This window comes from Streptomyces sp. NPDC004031 (assembly GCF_053604375.1).
Window position 1 is genome coordinate 26944 of sequence record NZ_JBSGHL010000024.1, and the last position, 18403, is coordinate 45346.

Annotated in this window: 15 protein-coding genes; 7 read left to right on the forward strand and 8 right to left on the reverse strand. The window is 75.2% G+C overall.

Features of this window, described 5'->3' with window-relative positions; all coding sequences use genetic code 11:
* The first annotated feature begins 300 nt into the window (after positions 1-300).
* Both ACWERV_RS17650 and ACWERV_RS17655 read left to right on the forward strand, forming a co-directional pair.
* Positions 301-1338 (forward strand): S1 family peptidase, encoded by a 1038-nt coding sequence (locus tag ACWERV_RS17650; protein ID WP_452933738.1) that lies wholly within the window; start codon positions 301-303, stop codon positions 1336-1338.
* Positions 1339-1466: 128 nt separating this feature from the next.
* Positions 1467-2441, forward strand: coding sequence for a helix-turn-helix transcriptional regulator (locus ACWERV_RS17655; protein WP_452933740.1), 975 nt, complete (start codon positions 1467-1469; stop codon positions 2439-2441).
* A gap of 2 nt (positions 2442-2443) precedes the next feature.
* On the opposite strand, the gene ACWERV_RS17660 is transcribed toward ACWERV_RS17655, so the two are convergent.
* On the reverse strand, positions 2444-3022 hold the full coding sequence (locus tag ACWERV_RS17660) for a helix-turn-helix domain-containing protein (protein ID WP_452933742.1): 579 nt from the start codon (positions 3020-3022) through the stop codon (positions 2444-2446).
* A 72-nt stretch (positions 3023-3094) separates the two neighbouring features.
* Between ACWERV_RS17660 and ACWERV_RS17665 the strand changes: the two genes are divergently transcribed.
* The 3 genes from ACWERV_RS17665 (at position 3095) to ACWERV_RS17675 (ending at position 9285) form a co-directional block, all read left to right on the forward strand.
* Positions 3095-4360 (forward strand): MFS transporter, encoded by a 1266-nt coding sequence (locus ACWERV_RS17665; RefSeq protein WP_452933744.1) that lies wholly within the window; start codon positions 3095-3097, stop codon positions 4358-4360.
* Between the two features lie 162 nt (positions 4361-4522).
* Positions 4523-8023 carry a DNA polymerase III subunit alpha gene (locus ACWERV_RS17670; protein WP_452933746.1) on the forward strand — a complete coding sequence of 1167 codons (3501 nt, stop codon included), beginning with the start codon at positions 4523-4525 and terminating at the stop codon, positions 8021-8023.
* Positions 8024-8304: 281 nt separating this feature from the next.
* Positions 8305-9285: a DNA polymerase Y family protein gene (locus tag ACWERV_RS17675; protein WP_452933865.1), complete on the forward strand. Its 981-nt coding sequence runs from the start codon at positions 8305-8307 to the stop codon at positions 9283-9285.
* Between the two features lie 172 nt (positions 9286-9457).
* Here the strand turns inward: ACWERV_RS17675 and ACWERV_RS17680 are convergent, their stop codons facing one another.
* Positions 9458-9868 (reverse strand): hypothetical protein, encoded by a 411-nt coding sequence (locus ACWERV_RS17680; protein ID WP_452933748.1) that lies wholly within the window; start codon positions 9866-9868, stop codon positions 9458-9460.
* Between the two features lie 355 nt (positions 9869-10223).
* Between ACWERV_RS17680 and ACWERV_RS17685 the strand changes: the two genes are divergently transcribed.
* Positions 10224-10604 carry a GntR family transcriptional regulator gene (locus ACWERV_RS17685; RefSeq protein ID WP_398188763.1) on the forward strand — a complete coding sequence of 127 codons (381 nt, stop codon included), beginning with the start codon at positions 10224-10226 and terminating at the stop codon, positions 10602-10604.
* Between the two features lie 4 nt (positions 10605-10608).
* On the opposite strand, the gene ACWERV_RS17690 is transcribed toward ACWERV_RS17685, so the two are convergent.
* The gene (locus ACWERV_RS17690; RefSeq protein WP_452933750.1) at positions 10609-11781 is read right to left on the reverse strand and encodes a DUF5925 domain-containing protein; all 1173 of its coding nucleotides are present in this window, start codon (positions 11779-11781) and stop codon (positions 10609-10611) included.
* A gap of 273 nt (positions 11782-12054) precedes the next feature.
* Between ACWERV_RS17690 and ACWERV_RS17695 the strand changes: the two genes are divergently transcribed.
* Positions 12055-12318, forward strand: coding sequence for a hypothetical protein (locus tag ACWERV_RS17695; RefSeq protein WP_398188769.1), 264 nt, complete (start codon positions 12055-12057; stop codon positions 12316-12318).
* A 180-nt stretch (positions 12319-12498) separates the two neighbouring features.
* On the opposite strand, the gene ACWERV_RS17700 is transcribed toward ACWERV_RS17695, so the two are convergent.
* The 5 genes from ACWERV_RS17700 to ACWERV_RS17720 form a co-directional block, all read right to left on the reverse strand.
* Positions 12499-13767: a type ISP restriction/modification enzyme gene (locus ACWERV_RS17700; protein ID WP_452933752.1), complete on the reverse strand. Its 1269-nt coding sequence runs from the start codon at positions 13765-13767 to the stop codon at positions 12499-12501.
* A gap of 14 nt (positions 13768-13781) precedes the next feature.
* On the reverse strand, positions 13782-14528 hold the full coding sequence (locus tag ACWERV_RS17705; RefSeq protein WP_452933754.1) for a GntR family transcriptional regulator: 747 nt from the start codon (positions 14526-14528) through the stop codon (positions 13782-13784).
* Complete coding sequence (gene hmgA, locus ACWERV_RS17710) at positions 14525-15877, reverse strand: homogentisate 1,2-dioxygenase (protein WP_452933756.1); 1353 nt, start codon at positions 15875-15877, stop codon at positions 14525-14527. Before hmgA ends, ACWERV_RS17705 begins: the two co-directional genes overlap by 4 nt.
* Before the next feature lie 184 nt (positions 15878-16061).
* Positions 16062-16823: an SGNH/GDSL hydrolase family protein gene (locus tag ACWERV_RS17715; protein ID WP_452933758.1), complete on the reverse strand. Its 762-nt coding sequence runs from the start codon at positions 16821-16823 to the stop codon at positions 16062-16064.
* Position 16824: 1 nt separating this feature from the next.
* On the reverse strand, positions 16825-18285 hold the full coding sequence (locus ACWERV_RS17720; RefSeq protein ID WP_452933760.1) for a DHA2 family efflux MFS transporter permease subunit: 1461 nt from the start codon (positions 18283-18285) through the stop codon (positions 16825-16827).
* Positions 18286-18403 lie beyond the last annotated feature (118 nt).

Genomic DNA, 18403 nt, shown 5'->3' on the forward strand with positions numbered 1-18403 from the left:
GTGCGAAGGCGGGGGAGTGCGCCGGGGGTACGGGAGGAGTGCGGGGGCGCGCGCCTGGGGGACGTGTGAACTCCTGGTGCGCCGGGCGCCTTTGGGGCCGCCGGTGTGCATGCGTTACATCGAGGTTTCCGGGGCCGAGGCCCTCTTGTGTGTTCCCTGTGAGCCCTGAATACTCCCATGAGTGCCCGTCAGGCTGAGAGCGCGCCCGCTCATCCGTGCGCTCTTGACAGTACACCGACAACAATGACGGGCGCTGACCAGCACCGACCGGAGCCACCTCCATCCCCACAGGAGGATCGAGTGAAGTCCACCCGACGCATACAACTCCTCGCCGTCACAAGCGGCCTGCTCGCCGCGACCGCCTTCGCCGTCCCGTCCGCCGGCGCCCTCACCCCCGCTGCCGGCGCCGCGAAGGCCTCCCCCGGAGCGGCCGCCTCGCTGGCCGCCACCCTCGGTGCCGACCGCACCGCCGGGTCGTACTACGACACCGCGACCGGCGCCTCAGTCGTCAACGTGACCAGCAAGGCCGCGGCCGACGCCGTGCGCTCCGCGGGCGCCACACCGCGGCTGGTCGCCCACAGCTCCGCCCAGCTCGCGAAGGCCGCGAACGCCGCGCAGACCGCCGACATCGCCGGCACCTCCTGGGCGGTCGACCCGCGTACCGACACCCTCCAGGTCAACGCCGACAGCCGGGTGACCGACGCCCAGCTGTCCGCACTGGTCAAGGCCACCGCGGGCTACGGTGACGCCGTCCGCGTCAACCGCGTGGCGGGCAGCTTCAGCAAGCTGCTCTCCGGCGGCGACCCGATCCTCACCACGCAGTGGCGCTGCTCGGTCGGCTTCAACGTGCGCAGCGGCAGCACCTACTACTTCCTGACCGCGGGCCACTGCACCGAGGGCTACCCCGACTACTACACCAGCTCCAGCTCGTACATCGGCCCGACCGTCGGGACGAGCTTCCCCGGCAACGACTACGGCATCGTCCGCTACGACACCTCCGTCGCGCACGACGGCACCGTCGGCAGCCAGGACATCACCAGCGCCGCCAACGCCTACGTCGGCGAGCACGTCACGCGCCGCGGCTCCACCACCGGCATCCACAGCGGCACCGTCCAGGCGCTGAACGCCACCGTCAACTACGGCAACGGCGAGGTCGTCTCCGGCCTCATCCAGACCAACGTCTGCGCCGAGCCGGGCGACAGCGGCGGCTCCCTCTACGACGGCACCAAGGCCATCGGCCTGACGTCGGGCGGCAGCGGCAACTGCACCTCGGGCGGTACGACCTTCTTCCAGCCGGTCACCGAGGCGCTCAGCGCGTACGGCGTGAGCGTCTACTGACGCCCCGCCGGTAGCGCCCCGCGCGCCACCAGTCGCGCCCCCGCTGTTTCCCTGGGCAGCGGGGGCGTACGGCTGCCCGGGGACCGTACCGCCCCGGGCCTGTCGGCGGGCGCTGGCAGACTGGCGGCATGCTGGAAACCTCCGCGCGGCTGCTGCGCCTGCTGTCGCTGCTCCAGTCCCGCCGCGAGTGGAGCGGCCCCGAACTGGCTCAGCGGCTCGACGTGACCGCGCGGACCGTCCGGCGCGACGTCGAGCGGCTGCGGGCGCTCGGCTACCCCGTGCACGCCGCCCCCGGCACGGCCGGCGGCTACCGGCTGGGCGCCGGGGCCGCGCTGCCGCCGCTGCTGCTGGACGACGAGGAGGCCGTCGTCGTCGCGCTGAGCCTGCGCACCGCCGCGGGCGGCAGCGTCGAGGGCATCGAGGAGACCTCGCAGCGCGCGCTGGCCAAGCTCGAACAGGTGCTGCCGTCCCGGCTGCGGCACCGCGTCCAGGCGATGCAGGCCGTCACCGTCCAGCCCCCCGGCCCCGGCCCGACCGTCGGCCAGGACGTGCTGACCGCGCTCGGCGCCGCCTGCCGCGACCACGAGCGACTGCGCTTCGACTACCGCGACCACGGCGGCTCCACCACCCGCCGGACCGTCGAGCCCTACCGCCTGGTGCACCACTGGCGGCGCTGGTACCTGCTCGCCTACGACGTGGAGCGGGGCGACTGGCGCACCTTCCGCGCCGACCGGATCGAGCCCAAGGCACCCACCGGCCCCCGCTTCACCCCGCGCGAGCTGCCCGAGGACGCCGCGTCGTACGTCGCCAAGGGCGTCACCCGGCGCGCCTACCGCTACCAGGCGCGCGTCGTGCTGCACGCCACCGCGGAGTTCGTCCGGACCCGCGGCTGGGGCGGCTTCGGCACGGTCACCGTGCTGGACGACCGGACGTGCGAGCTGAGCACCGGCTCCGAGACGCTGGAGGCGATCGCGATGTACGTCGGCATGCTGGGGGTCGACTTCGAGGTGGTCGAGCCGCCGGAACTGACCGTGCGGCTGCGGGAGGTGGCCGACCGGCTGGCCCGCGCCGCGCGGGCCTCGGAGCGGGCGGACGGGGACTAGGGCTAGGACGTGGGCTCGGGCCCGCTCCCCGTCCCGGTCCCGGTCCCCGTCCCCGGCTCCGGGGCCGGGTCCGGCTCCGGTTCCGCCAGGGGGAGGACCATCGCCGTCACGCCGATGCCCACCGTGCCCGGCGCGTGCGGGGCCCGCGCCGCATCGTGCAGCTCCGCGAACAGGGCGGCGAGCCGGTGGCGGAAGCCCGACCAGACCTCGGGGGCGACCCACAGCTCCGCGTCCGTGGTCACGCCCTCGGCGCCCGGCGCGCGCCGGCCCGCGCGCTCGCGCAGGTTGTGCGCCATGGCCTCGGCGATCAGCCGGGTGCCCTCGTGGCGCTGGTCGGACAGCGGTGAGCCGTGCACCGCGCGGTAGCGGCGCTCGCGCCCGCCGCGCTTCTCCCGCACCTCGGCCAGCTCGACCAGCCCGACCGCGTCCAGCCGGCGCAGGTGCTGGCTGGCGAGCGCGTGCGAGATGCCCAGCTCGCGGGACAGCTCGGCGGCGGACAGCGGGACGTTCCAGACCAGCGACACGATGCGCAGCCGTACGGGGTGGGCGAGGGCGCGGAGCAGGGGGTCCGTGGTGCTCATACGCCCATTACACCGCTTCCGCTTGCGGGGGCGGGGTGTTCCCGGCGACTCCCAAGCAATAGGTTGGGGGTCATGTCCGTACGGAAGGTGCTGCGCGACCGCAGCGCGACGACGTATCTGGGCGGGGTCCTGGTCTCCGGATTCGGCGACTCCGCGATGATGCTGGTCGCCGGGGTGTGGGTGAAGACGCTCACCGGCTCCAGCAGCCTGGCCGCCGCGGTGAACGCGTGCGTGTGGGCGCCGACCCTGGTCGGGCCGCTGCTCGGCACCGCCGCCGACCGCGTCCGCAGACGCCCGCTGCTGGTCGCGGTGAACGCGGCGCTGGCCGTGCTGCTGCCCGCGCTGCTCGCCGTCCGCGCGGGCGGGGACGTGTGGCTGCTGCTCGTGGTGCTCACCGCGGTCGGCGTCGGGTCGGTGCTGTGCGACGCCGCCCAGGCGGGCCTGGTGGTCAGCGCGATCCCGGCCGAGCTGCGCGGCGACTTCAACGGGCTGCGGATGACCGTCAACGAGAGCATGAAGCTGCTCGCCCCGCTGGCCGGGGCGGGCCTGTTCGTCCGCTGGGGCGGCGGCGCGGTCGCCGTGCTGGACGCCGTCACGTTCGCGCTGGCCGCGCTCGCCTTCGCGGCCCTGCGGGTGCGGGAGCAGCCGCCCGTCCCGCCCGCCGAGTCCTGGTACGAGCAGACCGCGGCGGGCGTACGGGCGCTGCGCGGCAACCCGCTGCTGGTGCGGCTGGTGGGCGCGGGCGGGGTGGCGCTGCTGCTGTCCGGGGTCAGCAGCGCCGCGACCTACGCCCTGGTGGACGCCGGACTGCACCGCCCGCCCGCGTTCGTCGGTGTGATCTACGCGGTGCAGGGCGCGGGCTCGGTGGCCGCCGGGATCGCCGCGGGCGCCGTCATGCGCCGGCTGCCGGAGCGGGTCTTCGCCGCCGCCGGGCTGCTGCTGTTCAGCGCGGGTGTCGGGATGCGGGTGGTGCCGTCGGTGCCGACCGTGTGCTGCGGGGCGGTGGCAATCGGGATCGGGCTGCCGTGGGTGATCGTCGCGGCCTTCACCGCCGTCCAGCAGCACACCGAGCCCGCGCTCGTCGGCCGGGTGGCCGCCGCCGCGGGCACGGTGGTCTTCGGGCCCACCGCGCTGGCCACCGGGCTGGGCGCGGGGCTCGTCGCGCTGGCCGACTACCGGATCCAGCTCGCCGGGACCGCGGCGGCGGGCGTGCTCACGGCGTGGCTCGTGCTGCTGCGCCGGTCGGCGGCGGACCGGCCGGGCGGCCGTGACGGAAATCTCCCGGCGCCCCGCGGCCGGGACGACGGCGCCAAGTCGCCCGCCCCGCCCGGGAGATGACGTAAGAGGTCCGGATCCGGCCGCCGCTCCCGGCGGCCGGATCCGCTGCCGTGCCCTGCTCCGGCTCGCTGACCTGGGGCAACCGCGATACGCTAATCGAACGAACGTACGAGAGGCGATCGGACGACTGGCCGAAAAGGGGTGGGGCAGTGGAGGTGCGACATGGCGGGCTTCGCGCATCTGCATGTCGCATCCGGTTACTCCGCGCGGTACGGCGCCGCGCACCCCGAGCAGCTCGCCGCGCGGGCGGCCGAGCGCGGCATGGGCACCCTCGCGCTGACCGACCGGGACACCGTGACCGGCGCGGTCCGCTTCGCGCGGGCGTGCGCCGAACACGGCGTCCGGCCGGTCTTCGGCATCGACCTCGCCGTCCGCCCGCTCGCCCCGCCCCCGCCCGGCACGCGCCCCGGAACACCGCCCGGACCCGGTACGGCACCGGCGGCCGGGCCCCGGCGCACCCCCGTACGCGGCGGGGCGCACGTCCTCGAACCGCCGCTGCGCTTCACCCTGCTCGCCCGCGACCGCGAGGGCTGGGCGCGGCTGTGCCGGATCACCTCGGCGGCGCACGCGGGCACCGCCTCCGGCGCGGCGCCCGTGGAGGTCCCGTGGGAGGCGCTGCGCGAGCACGGCGGCGCCGGGCTGACCGCGCTGCTCGGGCCGGTGTCCGAGCCGGTGCGCGCGCTGGCCGCGGGCCGGGAGGACGTCGCGGTGGCACTGCTGCGGCCCTGGTGGGAGGTCTTCGGCACGGAGGGCCTGCGGCTTGAGGCGGTCGTGCACGGCAGGCCCGGCACCGGACCCGGCTCGCTGCGGCTGGCCGCCCGTACCCTCGCGCTGGCCGACCGCACCCGTACGCCCGTGGTGCTCACCAACGCCGTCCGCTACGCCGACCCCGCGCAGCACCGGCTCGCCGACGTCCTGGACGCCGCCCGGCTGCTGCGGCCCGTCGACCGGCGGCGCCTGGACGGCGGGGAGCGCTGGCTCAAGGACGAGCCGGAGATGACCCGGATCGCGCAGCGGATCGCCGAATGCGCCGGCGCGGGCCCCCGCCGCGCCGGGCGGCTGCTCGCCGACACCGCCGCGACCGCCGCCGCCTGCCGCCTCGACCCGGAGGCGGACCTCGGACTCGGCGCCCGGCACTTCCCCGAGGCCGAGGTCGTCGGCGCCCCGCCCGGCGGGGCGCGCGACGAGCTGCGGCGGCGCTGCGCCGCGGGCCTGGAACGGCGCGGCCTGGACCGCGAACCGGCGGCGCGGGAGCGGCTGGAGAGCGAGCTGGGCATCATCGGCGGCCTGGGCTACGACTCGTACTTCCTGGCCGTCGGGCAGGTCGTCACCGACATCCGCGAGCTGGGCATCCGGGTCGCCGCGCGCGGCTCGGGCGCCGGGTCGATGGTCTGCCACGCCCTCGGCATCGCCACCGCCAACCCGCTCGACCACCACCTGCTGTTCGAACGCTTCCTCAGCGAGCGCCGCCGGAACCTGCCCGACATCGACATCGACGTGGAGTCGGCGCGGCGGCTGGAGGCGTACGACGCGGTCTTCCGCCGCTTCGGGCACGAGCGCGTCGCCGTCACCGCGATGCCCGAGACCTACCGGGCCCGCCGGGCGCTGCGCGACACCGGGCTCGCGCTCGGCATCCCGCCGCACGAGGTGGACCGCATCGCCAAGAGCTTCCCGCACCTGCGCGCGTCCGACATCACCGGCGCCCTCGCCGAACTCCCCGAGCTGCGCGCCCTCGCCGCCGAGGCGCCCCGCTACGGCCCGCTGTGGGAGCTGGCCGAGGGCCTGGACTCGCTCGTCCACGGCATGGCCATGCACCCGTGCGGGGTGATCATCAGCGACGCCACGCTGCTGGACCGGCTGCCGGTGCAGCCCACCCCGCAGGGCGACTACCCGATGGCGATGGCGGCGAAGGAGGAGGTCGAGGCGCTGGGCAACATCAAGCTCGACGTGCTGGCGGTGCGGATGCAGTCCGCGATGGCGCACGCCGTCGCCGAGATCGAGCGCGCCACCGGCGACCGGATCGACCTGGACGACCCGCGGCAGGTCCCGCTGGACGACGTCTTCGCCTTCAAGCTCATCCAGGCCAGCAACACCATCGGGATGTTCCAGCTGGAGTCGCCCGGCCAGCAGGACCTGCTCTCCCGGCTCCAGCCCCGGGACGTCCAGGACGTCATCGCCGACATCAGCCTCTTCCGGCCCGGCCCCGTCCAGGGCGGCATGCCCGAGCGCTACATCGCCGCCCGGCACGGCGGCGACCCGCACTACGCCCACGAGGCCCTGGAGCCCGTCCTCGCCGACACCTACGGCGTGACGATCTGGCACGAGCAGGTCATCGAGACGCTGGACGTCATGACCGGCTGCGGCCGGGACCGCGCCGAGGTGGGCCGCCGGCTGCTCGGCGACAAGGAGCACCTGCCGATGATCAAGGAGTGGTTCCACCGCGCCGCCGCCGCCCGCGGCTTCTCCGCCGGGGTCCGCGACGAGGTGTGGGCCACCGTCGAGTCCTTCGGCGCGTACGGCTTCTGCCGCGCGCACGCCGTGGCCTTCGCCGTCCCCGCCCTCCAGTCCGCCTGGCTCAAGGCGCACCACCCGGCCTTCCTGCTCGCGGGCCTGCTGGAGCACGACCCCGGCATGTGGCCCAAGCGCGTCATCGTCGCCGACGCCCGCCGGGGCGGCGTGCCCGTGCTGCCCGTCGACGTCAACCGCTCCCGGCCCGGACACGTCGTGGAACGCGCCGAGGGGGAGCGCTGGGGGGTGCGGCTCGCCCTGTCCGGGGTCCGCGGGATCACCGCGGAGGAGTGCGAACGGATCGCCGCGGGCAGCCCGTACGCCTCGCTGTCCGACCTCTGGCAGCGCGGCCGCCCCAGCCGCCCGGTCGCCGAGCGGCTCGCCGAGATCGGCGCGCTCGACGCGCTGCACGACGGCCGGCTCACCCGGCGCGACCTGCTGCTGCAGATCGCCGAGCTGCACCGGCAGTCCCGCGTCCGCACCGCGGGCGAGGGCCAGCTGCCGCTGGACGCGGGCGCGATCGGCGGCTCCGACCCCAGCGGGGTGCCCGAGCTGACCGGCCGGGAGGCCCTCGGCGCGGAGCTGGACGCCCTCGGCATCGACGTCTCCCGGCACCTGATGGAGCACCACCACCGGCTGCTGCGGGAGATCGGCGCGACCGACGCCGCCCACCTCGCCGCCCTCCCGGCCGGCCGCCAGGTCCTGGTCGCCGGGGTGCGCGCCGCGACCCAGACCCCGCCGATCGCCAGCGGCAAGCGCATCATCTTCGTCACCCTGGAGGACGGTTCCGGACTGGTGGACCTGGCCTTCTTCGAGGACTCCCACGAGGCCTGCGCGCACACCGTCTTCCACTCCGGGCTGCTGCTGGTGCGCGGTACGGTCCAGGTCCGCGGCACCCGCCGCACCGTCGTCGGCACCATGGCCTGGGACCTGGAGAAGGTCGCCGCCACCCGGCGTGACGACGGGCCCGAGGCCGCGCTCGCGCTGCTCGGCGCGGACGGCCCGCAGCCCACCCCGGCGCAGCCCCCCGGCCGCACCCTGGAACACGGCACGGCCGGTGCCCGCCTCCACCCCTACGCCGACCTCCAGCCCGCCGGCACCCGCACCGCCGACCTGCGCCGCCTCGGCCACCGCAGCCCGGGGAGCGCGGGATGACGCGTACGCCCCGCCGCCCGGGACTCCGCGCGGAGCCGTTCGCGGAGCCGGTCGCGGACACGGATCCGGGGCCGCGTCCCGGGCTTCGCCGGGAGTCCGGTCCGGACGCGCAGCCTGCCCCTGCCCCTGCCCCTGCCCCTGCCGCGCCGCTGTCGCCGTGGCCCGCGGGCCGGACGGATCCCGGCCCTCGGCTCTTTGCGCCGTCCGCCGCCGGGGAGGTCCCCGCCGGCCCGCAGGCCGCCCCCGGCCGTACGGTCCCGGCCGGTCCGCGCCCGCGGCACATCGCCCACCTGCGGCTGCACGGCACGCTCGACGACGGACGCTACGCTGCCGCACTCGCGCTGCTCGGCGACATCACCCCGCACGTCCAGGCCTTCCCGCCCGACGCCGTCCAGCTCGACCTGACCTCGGCACTGCGCTACTTCGGCCAGGACCCCTACGAACTGCTCCAGATGGCCCGGATGCGGCTCATGGCGCTCTACGGCATCGCGAGCAGCGCCGGTCTCGCGGGCAACCGGATGCTCGCCGCGATGGCGGCGGCGTCGCAGCCGCGGCAGACCACGCAGATCCCGCGCGACCAGGACGCCATGGACCGCTGGCTGCGCCCCCGCCCGCTGACCGCGCTGCCCGGCGTCGGCCAGGCCACCGCCGCCGCCCTCGGGCGCTACGGCCTGCACACCGTCGGCCAGGTCGCCGACCTCCCCCCGGCGACCCTCCAGCGCATCCTGGGCGCGGGCCCGGCCCGGCTGCTGGCCGAACGCGCCCGCGGCCGCGACCCCCGCCCGGTCACCCCCCGGGCGCCCGCGGCCCAGCTGGCCGCCGACCTCCACTACGCGCGGGACTGCCTGGACCCCGGCCGGCACCACCAGGGCGTCCTCGGGCTCGCCGAACAGCTCGGCCGCCGGCTGCGGGCCGAACACCAGGTCACCGGCGGCCTCACCCTCACCGTCCGCTACGCCGACCGCAGTTCCACCACCCGGACCCGCGCCCTGCCCGAACCCACCGACCACTCACCCGACCTGGCGGCCGCGGCCCTCGGCATCCTCGCCTCGCTGGGCCTGCAACGCGCCCGGGTACGGTCCCTCGCCCTGCGCGCCGACCGGCTCGCCCCGCGCGAGGCCGCCCACCGCCAGCTCAGCATGGACCCCGCCGAGGACCGCGCCCGCGCCCTGGAGGCGGCCGCCGACCGCGCCCGCCACCGCTTCGGCCCCACCGCCGTCCTCCCGGCCACACTCGCGGCCCCGGAACCGCCGGGCACCTGAGACGACGCCCCCTTCGCGACGTGCGGGACGCGGAACGGAGGCGGCAGCAGTGAGCCCTGCGAGCACGTCGGACGCGCCACGTTCGGGCTGGGCATCGCCGACGGGAACCGTGTGCACACAGCTCCGCATCGCGCTGGGCCTGCCACACCGGCCCCAACTCCGCCACCAGATCCTAATGAGACTCTTCGGCGGGACGGTCGGTCCTCGTGAGAACCCCGGTAACGGACCATTCGAACGGGTCTCGTTCTGTGCGTGGCAGCGGCACCTCGACCAGCTTGCCGTCATGAATCATCCACAGACCGAAACAGTCATCGTTCTCGTCGCGAACGAGAACTTGAACGGAATGCGGATCCGGCCAAGCCAACGACTCAAGATGGCTCAGCAATCCGCGCCAGTCGTGGCGGGTAAATTGAACAACCCACGCGTAACACCTCCGGGACGGCACATGCGACCCATCGAACATGCCGTCGTCCACGCGCGTGAAGCACTCGCGCCAGTCCCGGCCCTCGTCAGGGCGGGTAAGGGGCTCCATGACTCCTTCTGCTTCTCGCGCCAGGACGATGACCTCTGCGTACCTGCTCATCGGCCCATCGTAAGTGCGCCCTCACCAGAAGGGAGCCAAAGGCCCCTCACCCTTTGACGACGGGACCAGGCGTGCCCGGCAGGCGGATGACCCGCTTTACAGTGGTTGGGCGTCGTTTTCGATGGCGCTGTGGGCTGTCCCGTAATTGAACCCCGGGCGTCGCGGATATGGACGGTCGGCTCCGAGTCCGGGTCCCCGTCGGGAATCACCGCCACGAGGAAGGCGGCTCCGGGGAGGTGGGTCGCGGCGTTGGAGATCTCGGTCCACGCGGCCGGCGCCGGGACGGCCTCGCCGGCCGCGGACTTCGCGTCCTGAAAGCTCCGGCCCCGGGCGGGGCTGTGCCAGGATCCCCGGTATGACGCTGGAGATCACCATCGACGCGGCCTCGGCCGTGCCGCCGTACGAGCAGGTGCGCGGGCAGATCGCGGACGAGGCGCGGGCCGGGAGGCTGCCGGTGGGGTACAAGCTGCCCACCGTGCGAGGGCTGGCCGAGCAGTCGGGGCTGGCGGCCAACACGGTCGCCAAGGCCTACCGGGCGCTGGAGGCCGACGGGGTGATCGAGACCCGGGGACGGCACGGCACCTACGTGGCCGCGGCCGACGCCCTGGCCCGCGAGGTCGCCGCCGCGGCCGCCTCGTACGTCGACCGGGCCCGCCGTCTCGGTCTGGACCGCGCTGCCTCGCTCGCCGCCGTGCACGAGGCGCTGCGCGCGGCCTACGGGGACGCCGGGGAGTGACCCGCTACAGGTAGAGCCCGTCGGCGGCCTGCGGGGCCGGGCGCAGCGCCGGGTTGGTGCCGCGGCGCAGCGCGTACAGCTCGGCGAGTGTCGCGCCGTCGCGGCCGATGCCCTCGGAGGTGCCGAGCCAGCCGGCCGCCTCCTCGCGGGAGAGCGGGCCGACCTCGATCCTGGCCAGGCAGCGGCCGGGGCGGACGACCGCGGGGTGCAGGCGTTCCAGGTCCTCGTTGGTGGTGATGCCCACCAGGACGTTGCGGCCCTGGCCGAGCAGCCCGTCGGTGAGGTTGAGCAGCCGGGAGAGGGCCTGGCCCGCGGCGTGCTTGGCCTGGCCGCGGATCAGCTCGTCGCAGTCCTCCAGCAGCAGCAGGCGCCAGCGGCCGCCGGAGGCGCCCTCGTCCTCGCCGATCGCGATGTCCATCAGGTAGCCGATGTCGTTGAACAGCCGCTCGGGGTCCAGCACGCAGTCGACCTGGCACCAGTCGCGCCACGAGCGGGCCAGTGTGCGCAGCGCCGACGTCTTGCCCGTGCCGGGCGGGCCGTGGAGCAGCAGCAGCCGGCCGGTGATGTCGTCGGCGCCGGTCTTCATCAGCCCGTCCATCGCCTCGGCGACCTTCGCGGTGTAGTTGCCGCGCAGCTCCTCCCAGGGGGCGGCGGCGATCTGCCGGGTCGTCCGGTGCGGGCCGCGGCGCTGCGAGACGTACCAGAAGCCCATGGTGACGCTCTCCGGCTCCGGTTCGGGCGTGTCCTCGGCGCCTTCCACGGCCGAGCCGAGGATCTGCTCGGCCAGTTCGTCGGTCACGGCGGTCACCGTGACGTCGGCGCCGCGGCTCCAGCGTGAGACCAGGACCGTCCAGCCGTCCCCCTCGGCGAGGGTGGCGCTGCGGTCCTTGGCGCGGGCCTGCCGCAGCACGGTCGCGTCCGGCGGCAGCAGGGTGCGGCCGGGCTTGACGCTGTCCAGGGCGGCGCCGCGCGCGAACGGCTGCTCACCGGCGGCGAAACGGCCCATGAAGAGGGCGTCGACCACGTCGGAGAGTGAATCGCTGTCGTCGAGGCCCACGTGGAGGGGCAGGGCGCGGTGCGGCGCGGTCGGGCCCGCGGCCCGCCCGGACTCCGCCGCGGATGCTGCTGGGGTGGCGGGCGGCACATGCCCCCCAGGCTCGCCGGATGTCACGGACATGGGGCCATGATCTGTCAGAACCACCCGATCGGCCCAGCGCTTTTCGGATCCTCGCGAGGGGACCCGAAGCCCTCCGGGCGGGCCGCGCGCGCACCCCCGACCGGCGGGTACCGTGGTGGGTGACGGTGCGCGACGCTGCCGAGAAGGCGTCAACACCCTTGAAGCGGTGGTGAATCGGGCATCATGGTCGGACGGGGGATGCACGGGTGACGCGGCGGGGCGATAGGGTTTAGCCTGCCCGTGCCGGGAGCCCTCGTCAGGGTGGGGAGAGTCATGGAACAGATAGCGATGCGGAGCAGGCCCAGAGTGCCTGCCATCAACGCGGGGACGGGCGCGTCCAGCGCGCGGCTCGACCGGCATCTGTCGATACTGGCCGGTCCCGCCGTCCCCCAGCGCGAGGCCGAGGAGGCGACCGTGCTCATGCGTGAGCTGACGTCGCGTCCCGTGAGCCACGCCACGGCCAACCGCGGGGCCAGGGTCTCGCTCTTCGCCCCGCTGCGCCGGCTGCGCAGGTCGCTGTTCGGCAACCGCCGCTGACCGCCTCCCGCTGCCACTGAGCAGCCGCCGTTCGCGTACGGTGCCGGTCCGCGGACGCGGCTGCCGTGCGCAGGGCTGCCCCGACCCCCGCTGTTCGTACCCTGCCGTGCCCGCCTCTCCCCGCGGGCCGTCCGGCGCCCCGGGCCGCGCTCTCCCCGCTTCCCTGCCCGCCCGGCGCGCTCACACCAGTGCGAACTGCCCGTCAGGACCCTCTTCCCGGTGGTCCAGTACGGACGCGGGGCGGCGCCTGGCCGCCGGCACCGGCAGCACGCCCGCCTCCCGCAGCGCCGCCGTACCCACCCCGTCCCGGCCCCGCCCGACCTCGCCCTGCCCCGGTCGCGGGGCGAGACGGCCGGCCAGCTCGCGGCGTTCGCCGTCCAGTTCGGCGAGCAGTGTCAGCACGCTGATCGTCTCCAGCAGCTCCGAGGTGCTCGACCTGGTCCACGGCGGTGGGCGCAGCGCCTCCAGCGAGCCGGGCGCGCCCGGCGCCGTCCGCCGCTCCCACCAGGCCTGAAGGACCCGCACCCCGCCCGCCGTGCGCTGCCACGCGGCGGGGGAGACGGGCGAGACGCGGCCCGCGCCGATCCGCAGCTCGCGCTGCTCCGGGTCGTACTCCAGCTCGTCGGGCCCGGGGGCCGCGGGCAGCGGCGCGCGGACGTAGGGGCGGCTGCCGCCGGGCAGCCGGGGCCCGCCGGGGTCGCGGCCCGCGGCGGGGTCGGCGAAACGGGCGCCGCGGGTGTGCAGCCACACCAGCCGCTCGCCCAGCGCCACCCCTTCCCGCCACGGCCCGGCATCCGCGGGAAGGGGCACCCGGCAGCCCTCGGGCGCCGCGTACCCGGCGGCGGCGACCCAGGCCAGCACGTCGTACGCCGTGACCTCGGTCCCGTAGGCCGCGGACAGCGCTTGCGTCAGGCCCGGTGCGAGATTCGGGTCCCGGCCGCCCGGCTGCCGGAACAGCGGGCGGATCCGGCCCGGACGGCCCGCCGGTGAACGGCCGTCGGGCAGCAGCGCGGCGAACGACACCGGCGGCTCGGCCACCTCCGGCAGGAACGCCTGCTCCACCGCGAAGACCTGCTGCCCGTCCAGCACCCGCCACAACTCGGGCCGGGCGGCGTCGATGAGCCGGTGATCGGGTATCAGCCACTGCCGGTCGTAGGCGCCGTGCGCGATCGGCACGGGCTCGGGGCAGGGCCCGTCCTCGCGCGCCAGCGCCGTCGTCGCCGTGCGGTGCCCCGGCAGCTGGCCGACCCTGCTGTGCAGCCCGCGCGCCCGGCTGGGATGCAGCAGCGCTTCGCGCTCCTGCTCGCCCGCGGCGGTGAACAGCGCCCAGCGCGCGCGCAGCGTCGCCGCGTCCGGTGCCAGCGGCCAGCCGCGGCCGATGCGCAGCGGCGCCACGGACCAGGGCATCAGGTCGTGCAGCAGGGGCGCGTTGTCGCTCACCGCACGCATGCTACTGACGCCGCTCAGCGCGCCTCCATCGTCACCGTGAAGGAGAAGCGGTCTCCCCGGTAGTGGATCCGTACCACGTCCACAGCCTGCCCCGACTCGTCGTAGGTGACTCCCGTGTAGTGCAGGATCGGGCTGAGCAGCGGCACCCGCAGCAGTCGGGCCGTCTCCGGGTCGGCCAGCCGCGCCTCCACCGTGTCGGTGATCCGGCTGATCCGCACCCCCAGCACGTCCTTGAGCACCTTGGTCATCGGCCAGCGCTCCAGGTCGGCCAGGTCGATCGCCGCGGCCGTCTCCGGACGGAGGAAGTTCTCCGCCCAGTTGGTCGGCTCGCCCCGCTCGTCGCAGCGCAGCCGGCGGAAGGCCACCGCCTCGTCCAGTCCCGGGAAGTGCTCGCGCACCTCGGGCGGCAGCGCCGCCGGACCGTGCTGGAAGACCGCGGTGCGCCCGCCGGACTGCTGCGCCACGATCGCGTCGACCGAGCCCAGCAGCCGCACCGGGGCGCCGCGCAGCGCCGTCGGTTCGATGAACGTGCCCCGCTTGCGGTGCCGGGAGATCAGGCCCTCGTCCTCCAGCTCCTTGAGCGCCTGCCGCATGGTGAGCACGCTCACGCCGTAGTGCCCGGCGAGGGCGTCCTCGGTCGGCAGCCGCAGCGGGTCGTCCTGGCGGCGGCCCAGTATCGACGCGCGCAGCGACTGCGAGACCTGGTACCACAGCGGCAGCTTGCGGTTCAGCACCAGGGAATCGGGAGCGAAGGAGGTCACAGCCGGAAGTTTCTCTCAAGGCCCTCCCACACCGCGTCGTAGTCCGGCTGCCGGTGCCCGGCGGACAGGGCGAAGTCGGTGGGCACGACCGGCCAGCGCGTCTCGAACATGAACGCCAGGCCGTCGTCCACCCGCTGCGGTGCCAGCTCGGCGGTGCTGGCCCGGTCGAAGGTGGTCCGGTCCGGGCCGTGCGCGGACATCATGTTGTGCAGCGAGGCGCCGCCGGGCACGAAGCCTTCCGCCTTGGCGTCGTAGGCACCCTCGATCAGGCCCATGAACTCCGACATCACATTGCGGTGGAAGTACGGCGGGCGGAAGGTGTCCTCGCCGACCAGCCAGCGCGGCGCGAAGACCACGAAATCCGCGCCGGCCAGGCCCGGGGTGTCGGAGGGCGACGTGAGCACCGTGAAGATCGACGGATCCGGGTGGTCATAGCTGATCGACCCCAGCACGTTGAAACGGCGCAGGTCGTACAGGTACGGCACATGGCTGCCGTGCCAGGCCACCACGTCGAGCGGCGAGTGGTCGTAGCGCGCCGCCCACAGATTGCCGCCGAACTTGTTGACGACGTCCGTCTCCTCGTCCCCGTCCTCGTACGCGGCGACGGGGGCGAGGAAATCCCGTGCGTTGGCGAGGCCGTTGGCGCCGATCGGGCCCAGCTCGGGCAGTTGGAAGGGGCGGCCGTAGTTCTCGCACACGTAGCCGCGGGCGGTGCCGTCCGGCACATCGACCGCGAAGCGGACACCGCGCGGGATCAGCGCGACCTGGCCGGGCTCGGCCCGCAGCCGGCCGAACTCCGTCCGCAGCAGCAGCTCGCCCTGCTGCGGCACGATCAGGAACTCGCCGTCCGCACTGGAGAACACCCGCCCGCTCATCGGGCGGTTGGCGCCGTACCAGTGGATGCCGATGCCCTCGCGGCGCAGCACGTCGCCGTTTCCCCCCACGGTGACCAGGCCCTGCACGAAGTCGGTGGGCTCCTCGGGCAGCGGGAGCGGGCCCCAGCGCAGCCGGTTGGGATCGGGCTCGACGTCCTGGAAGGGGCCGCTGCGCAGCGCGCCGTTGGGCACCCGGTGGAAGGGGGGATGCGCGGCGGAGGGCCGGATCCGGTAGAGCCAGCTGCGCCGGTTGTGCGCACGCGGCTCGGTGAAGGCGGTGCCGCTGAGCTGCTCGGCGTACAGCCCGAAGGGGGCGCGCTGCGGGGCGTTCCGCCCCACCGGGAGGGCGCCGGGCACCGCCTCGCTGCTGTGCTCGTTGCCGAAGCCCGGCGAGTAGTCGAGCCCCTTGCCCGCCTCGCTGCCGCTGCCGCTGCCGCTGCCGCTGCTGAAGGCTTCCCTGCCGAAGTCGTCCATGATGCGCTCCCCGCTCGCGTTGCCGTCCTGATTCCTATGCTGAACCATAGGAATCAGGACGGCAACCCTCGCCCGAGCGCCCTGTGGACAACTCGCGACGACCCGCCGTACGCCCGGGTCACACCCCGTCAGCCGGTCCGGCGTCGGGCCCCTCCGGCTTTCGGGCGTCGGGCCCTTCCGGCTGTCAGGCCGGTGCCAGGCCCGCCCCGTCCCGCGCCCGCGGGACCGCCGCGCCCAGCTCCCGCAGCACTGCCGCCGCGATCACCGCGTGGCCGCGGGCGGAGGCGTGGACGAGGTCGGCGCTGTAGAGGTCGCGGTCGCCCGCCGCGGGGTGGCCCTCCATCTCGACCACCAGCGCCCCGTGGCGCCGCGCGGCCCCGCGGACGATGCCGTTGAGCACCGCCAGGCCCTCCTCCAGCGGACCGCCGCGCAGCTCGGGCACGGCGGCGGTCACGTCGAGCAGGGAGAAGGTGAGGACGGTGGTGCCGGGAGCGGCGACCCCGGCGAAGAGCAGGTCCATCTCGGCGGCGACGGCGTCGGGGGAGAAGCCCGGCAGCAGCAGGTCGTTGCCCCCGCAGACGACGGCGACCAGATCCGGCGCGAAGGCGGCCGCCGGACCGGACTGCTGCGCCCGTACCTGGGTGGTCGTCAGCCCGCGGGTCCCGAGGTTGAGATACTCCAGGCCCGGCGCCGCGGCGCGCAGCGCCTCGGCGGTGCGGTCGGCCCAGGACGCCGTGCGGTAGCCGGGCAGCGGGTCGCCCAGGCCCTCGGCGAGGCTGTCGCCCAGCACCGCGAAGCGCCGCCAGGGCGCCCCGCGCAGCAGTTCGCCGCTCTCGCCCGCGCCGAGGCAGTACGGGTCGGCGGCTTCGGTGGGGTGGCCGCCCGCGCCGGAGGATCCGGCGTCTGGGTCGTTCGTGCGGGCCACGTCAGGGCTTCTCTCGGCCATGTCAGGACTCCTTCGGGAGGGTGCGGCCCATGGCCAGGCCCACCACGGCGGCGCCCGCGGCCAGCAGCGCGCAGACGAGGAAGACGTCGCGGTAGGCCTGGGGCCCCGCCAGTCCGTGCGCGGCGATCACCGACGCGGTCGCGGCCACGCCGAGCGATCCGCCCAGCTGCCGGGCCGTGGTCGTCATGCCGACACCGGAGGCGAACTGCTGCGGCGGCAGGGACCGGGCCGCCGCCGTGGACAGGGCGGTCAGGGCGCCGCCGAAGGCGGCACCGCCGACCAGGCCCATCGGCAGCCACAGGGACAGGAAGCGGGCGTCCGACCCGAGGCCGAGGTACATCCACACGCCGACCGCGGTGAACGCCGCCATCGACACCGCGACCACGGCGGGCAGTTGGTGCGGCTTGGCCCGTTTGCCGACCGCGACGGCGGCGACCGCCGACGTCAGGGCGCCCGGCGTGACGGCGAAACCGGCCTTGAGCACCGAGTAGTGCCACACCGTGGTGAGGAACAGCGGGCTGCTGAGCAGCCAGGCGAAGAGCGCCGCCCCGGTGAAGGCCGCGGCGCCCGACGACACCGCGAAGGCCGGGCTGCGGAAGAGCGAGATCTCCACGGCCGGCGCCTGGTGGCGGGCCGAGCGCAGCAGCGCGAGCGCGATCAGGGCCGCGCCGCCCGCGACGCTCGCCACGGTGGCGGCCTCGCCCCAGCCCCAGTCGCTGCCCTTGGTCAGTCCCAGCACCAGCAGCGCGATGCCCGCGGTCACCGCGGCCGTGCCCAGCGGGTCGGGCAGCCGCCGCTGCGCGCCGGTCCGTTCGGGCAGGCCGCGCAGGCCCGCCAGGACGAGGGCGGCGCCGACGGGGACGTTGATCAGGAAGACCGCGCGCCAGCCGAAGGCGTCGACCAGCACGCCGCCGAGCGCGGGCCCCGCCGCGGTGGCCATGGACCCGGCCGCGCCCCAGGCGCCTATGGCCGCGGGAAGGCGCTGCGGCGGGGTGGTGGCGAGCAGCAGGCCGAGCGCGGCCGGGATCATGCCGGCCGCCGTGGCGCCCTGGAGGGCGCGGGCGGTGATGAGCAGCGGCAGGTTCTGCGCGGCGGCGCACAGCGCGGAGGTGAGGGTGAAGCCGGTGAGCGAGATGAGGAAGAGCTTCTTGCGGCCGAAGGCGTCGGCGATGCGCCCCGCCGGGGTCAGGAGCGCCGCGAAGAGCACGGCGTAGCTGCTGACCACCCACGACAGGTCGGAGACCTTGTCCTGGGGGAAGCTCGCGGCCAGGTCGGGAAAGGCGACGTTGACGACGGTGGTGTCGAGGAACGCGATGAAGGTCGCCCCGGCGCTGAGCAGCAGCACGGTGCCCGGTTTCGCCGGGGAGCCGCCGTCCGGGGGCGTGGTTGCGGCGCCCTCCCGGCCGGCGGACGCGGCGGTGGCGGGGGCGGAGGGACCTGAGGAACCGGCGGGAGGAGACATGGTCGTCCTTGGTCTCGGCAAAGGAAACATACCTGCGGTACGCAACATACATACCGTAGGTATGTGGCTGTCAAGCAGTGCCGTTGGCTAGGGTGGGGGGACGGATCAGAGACGGACG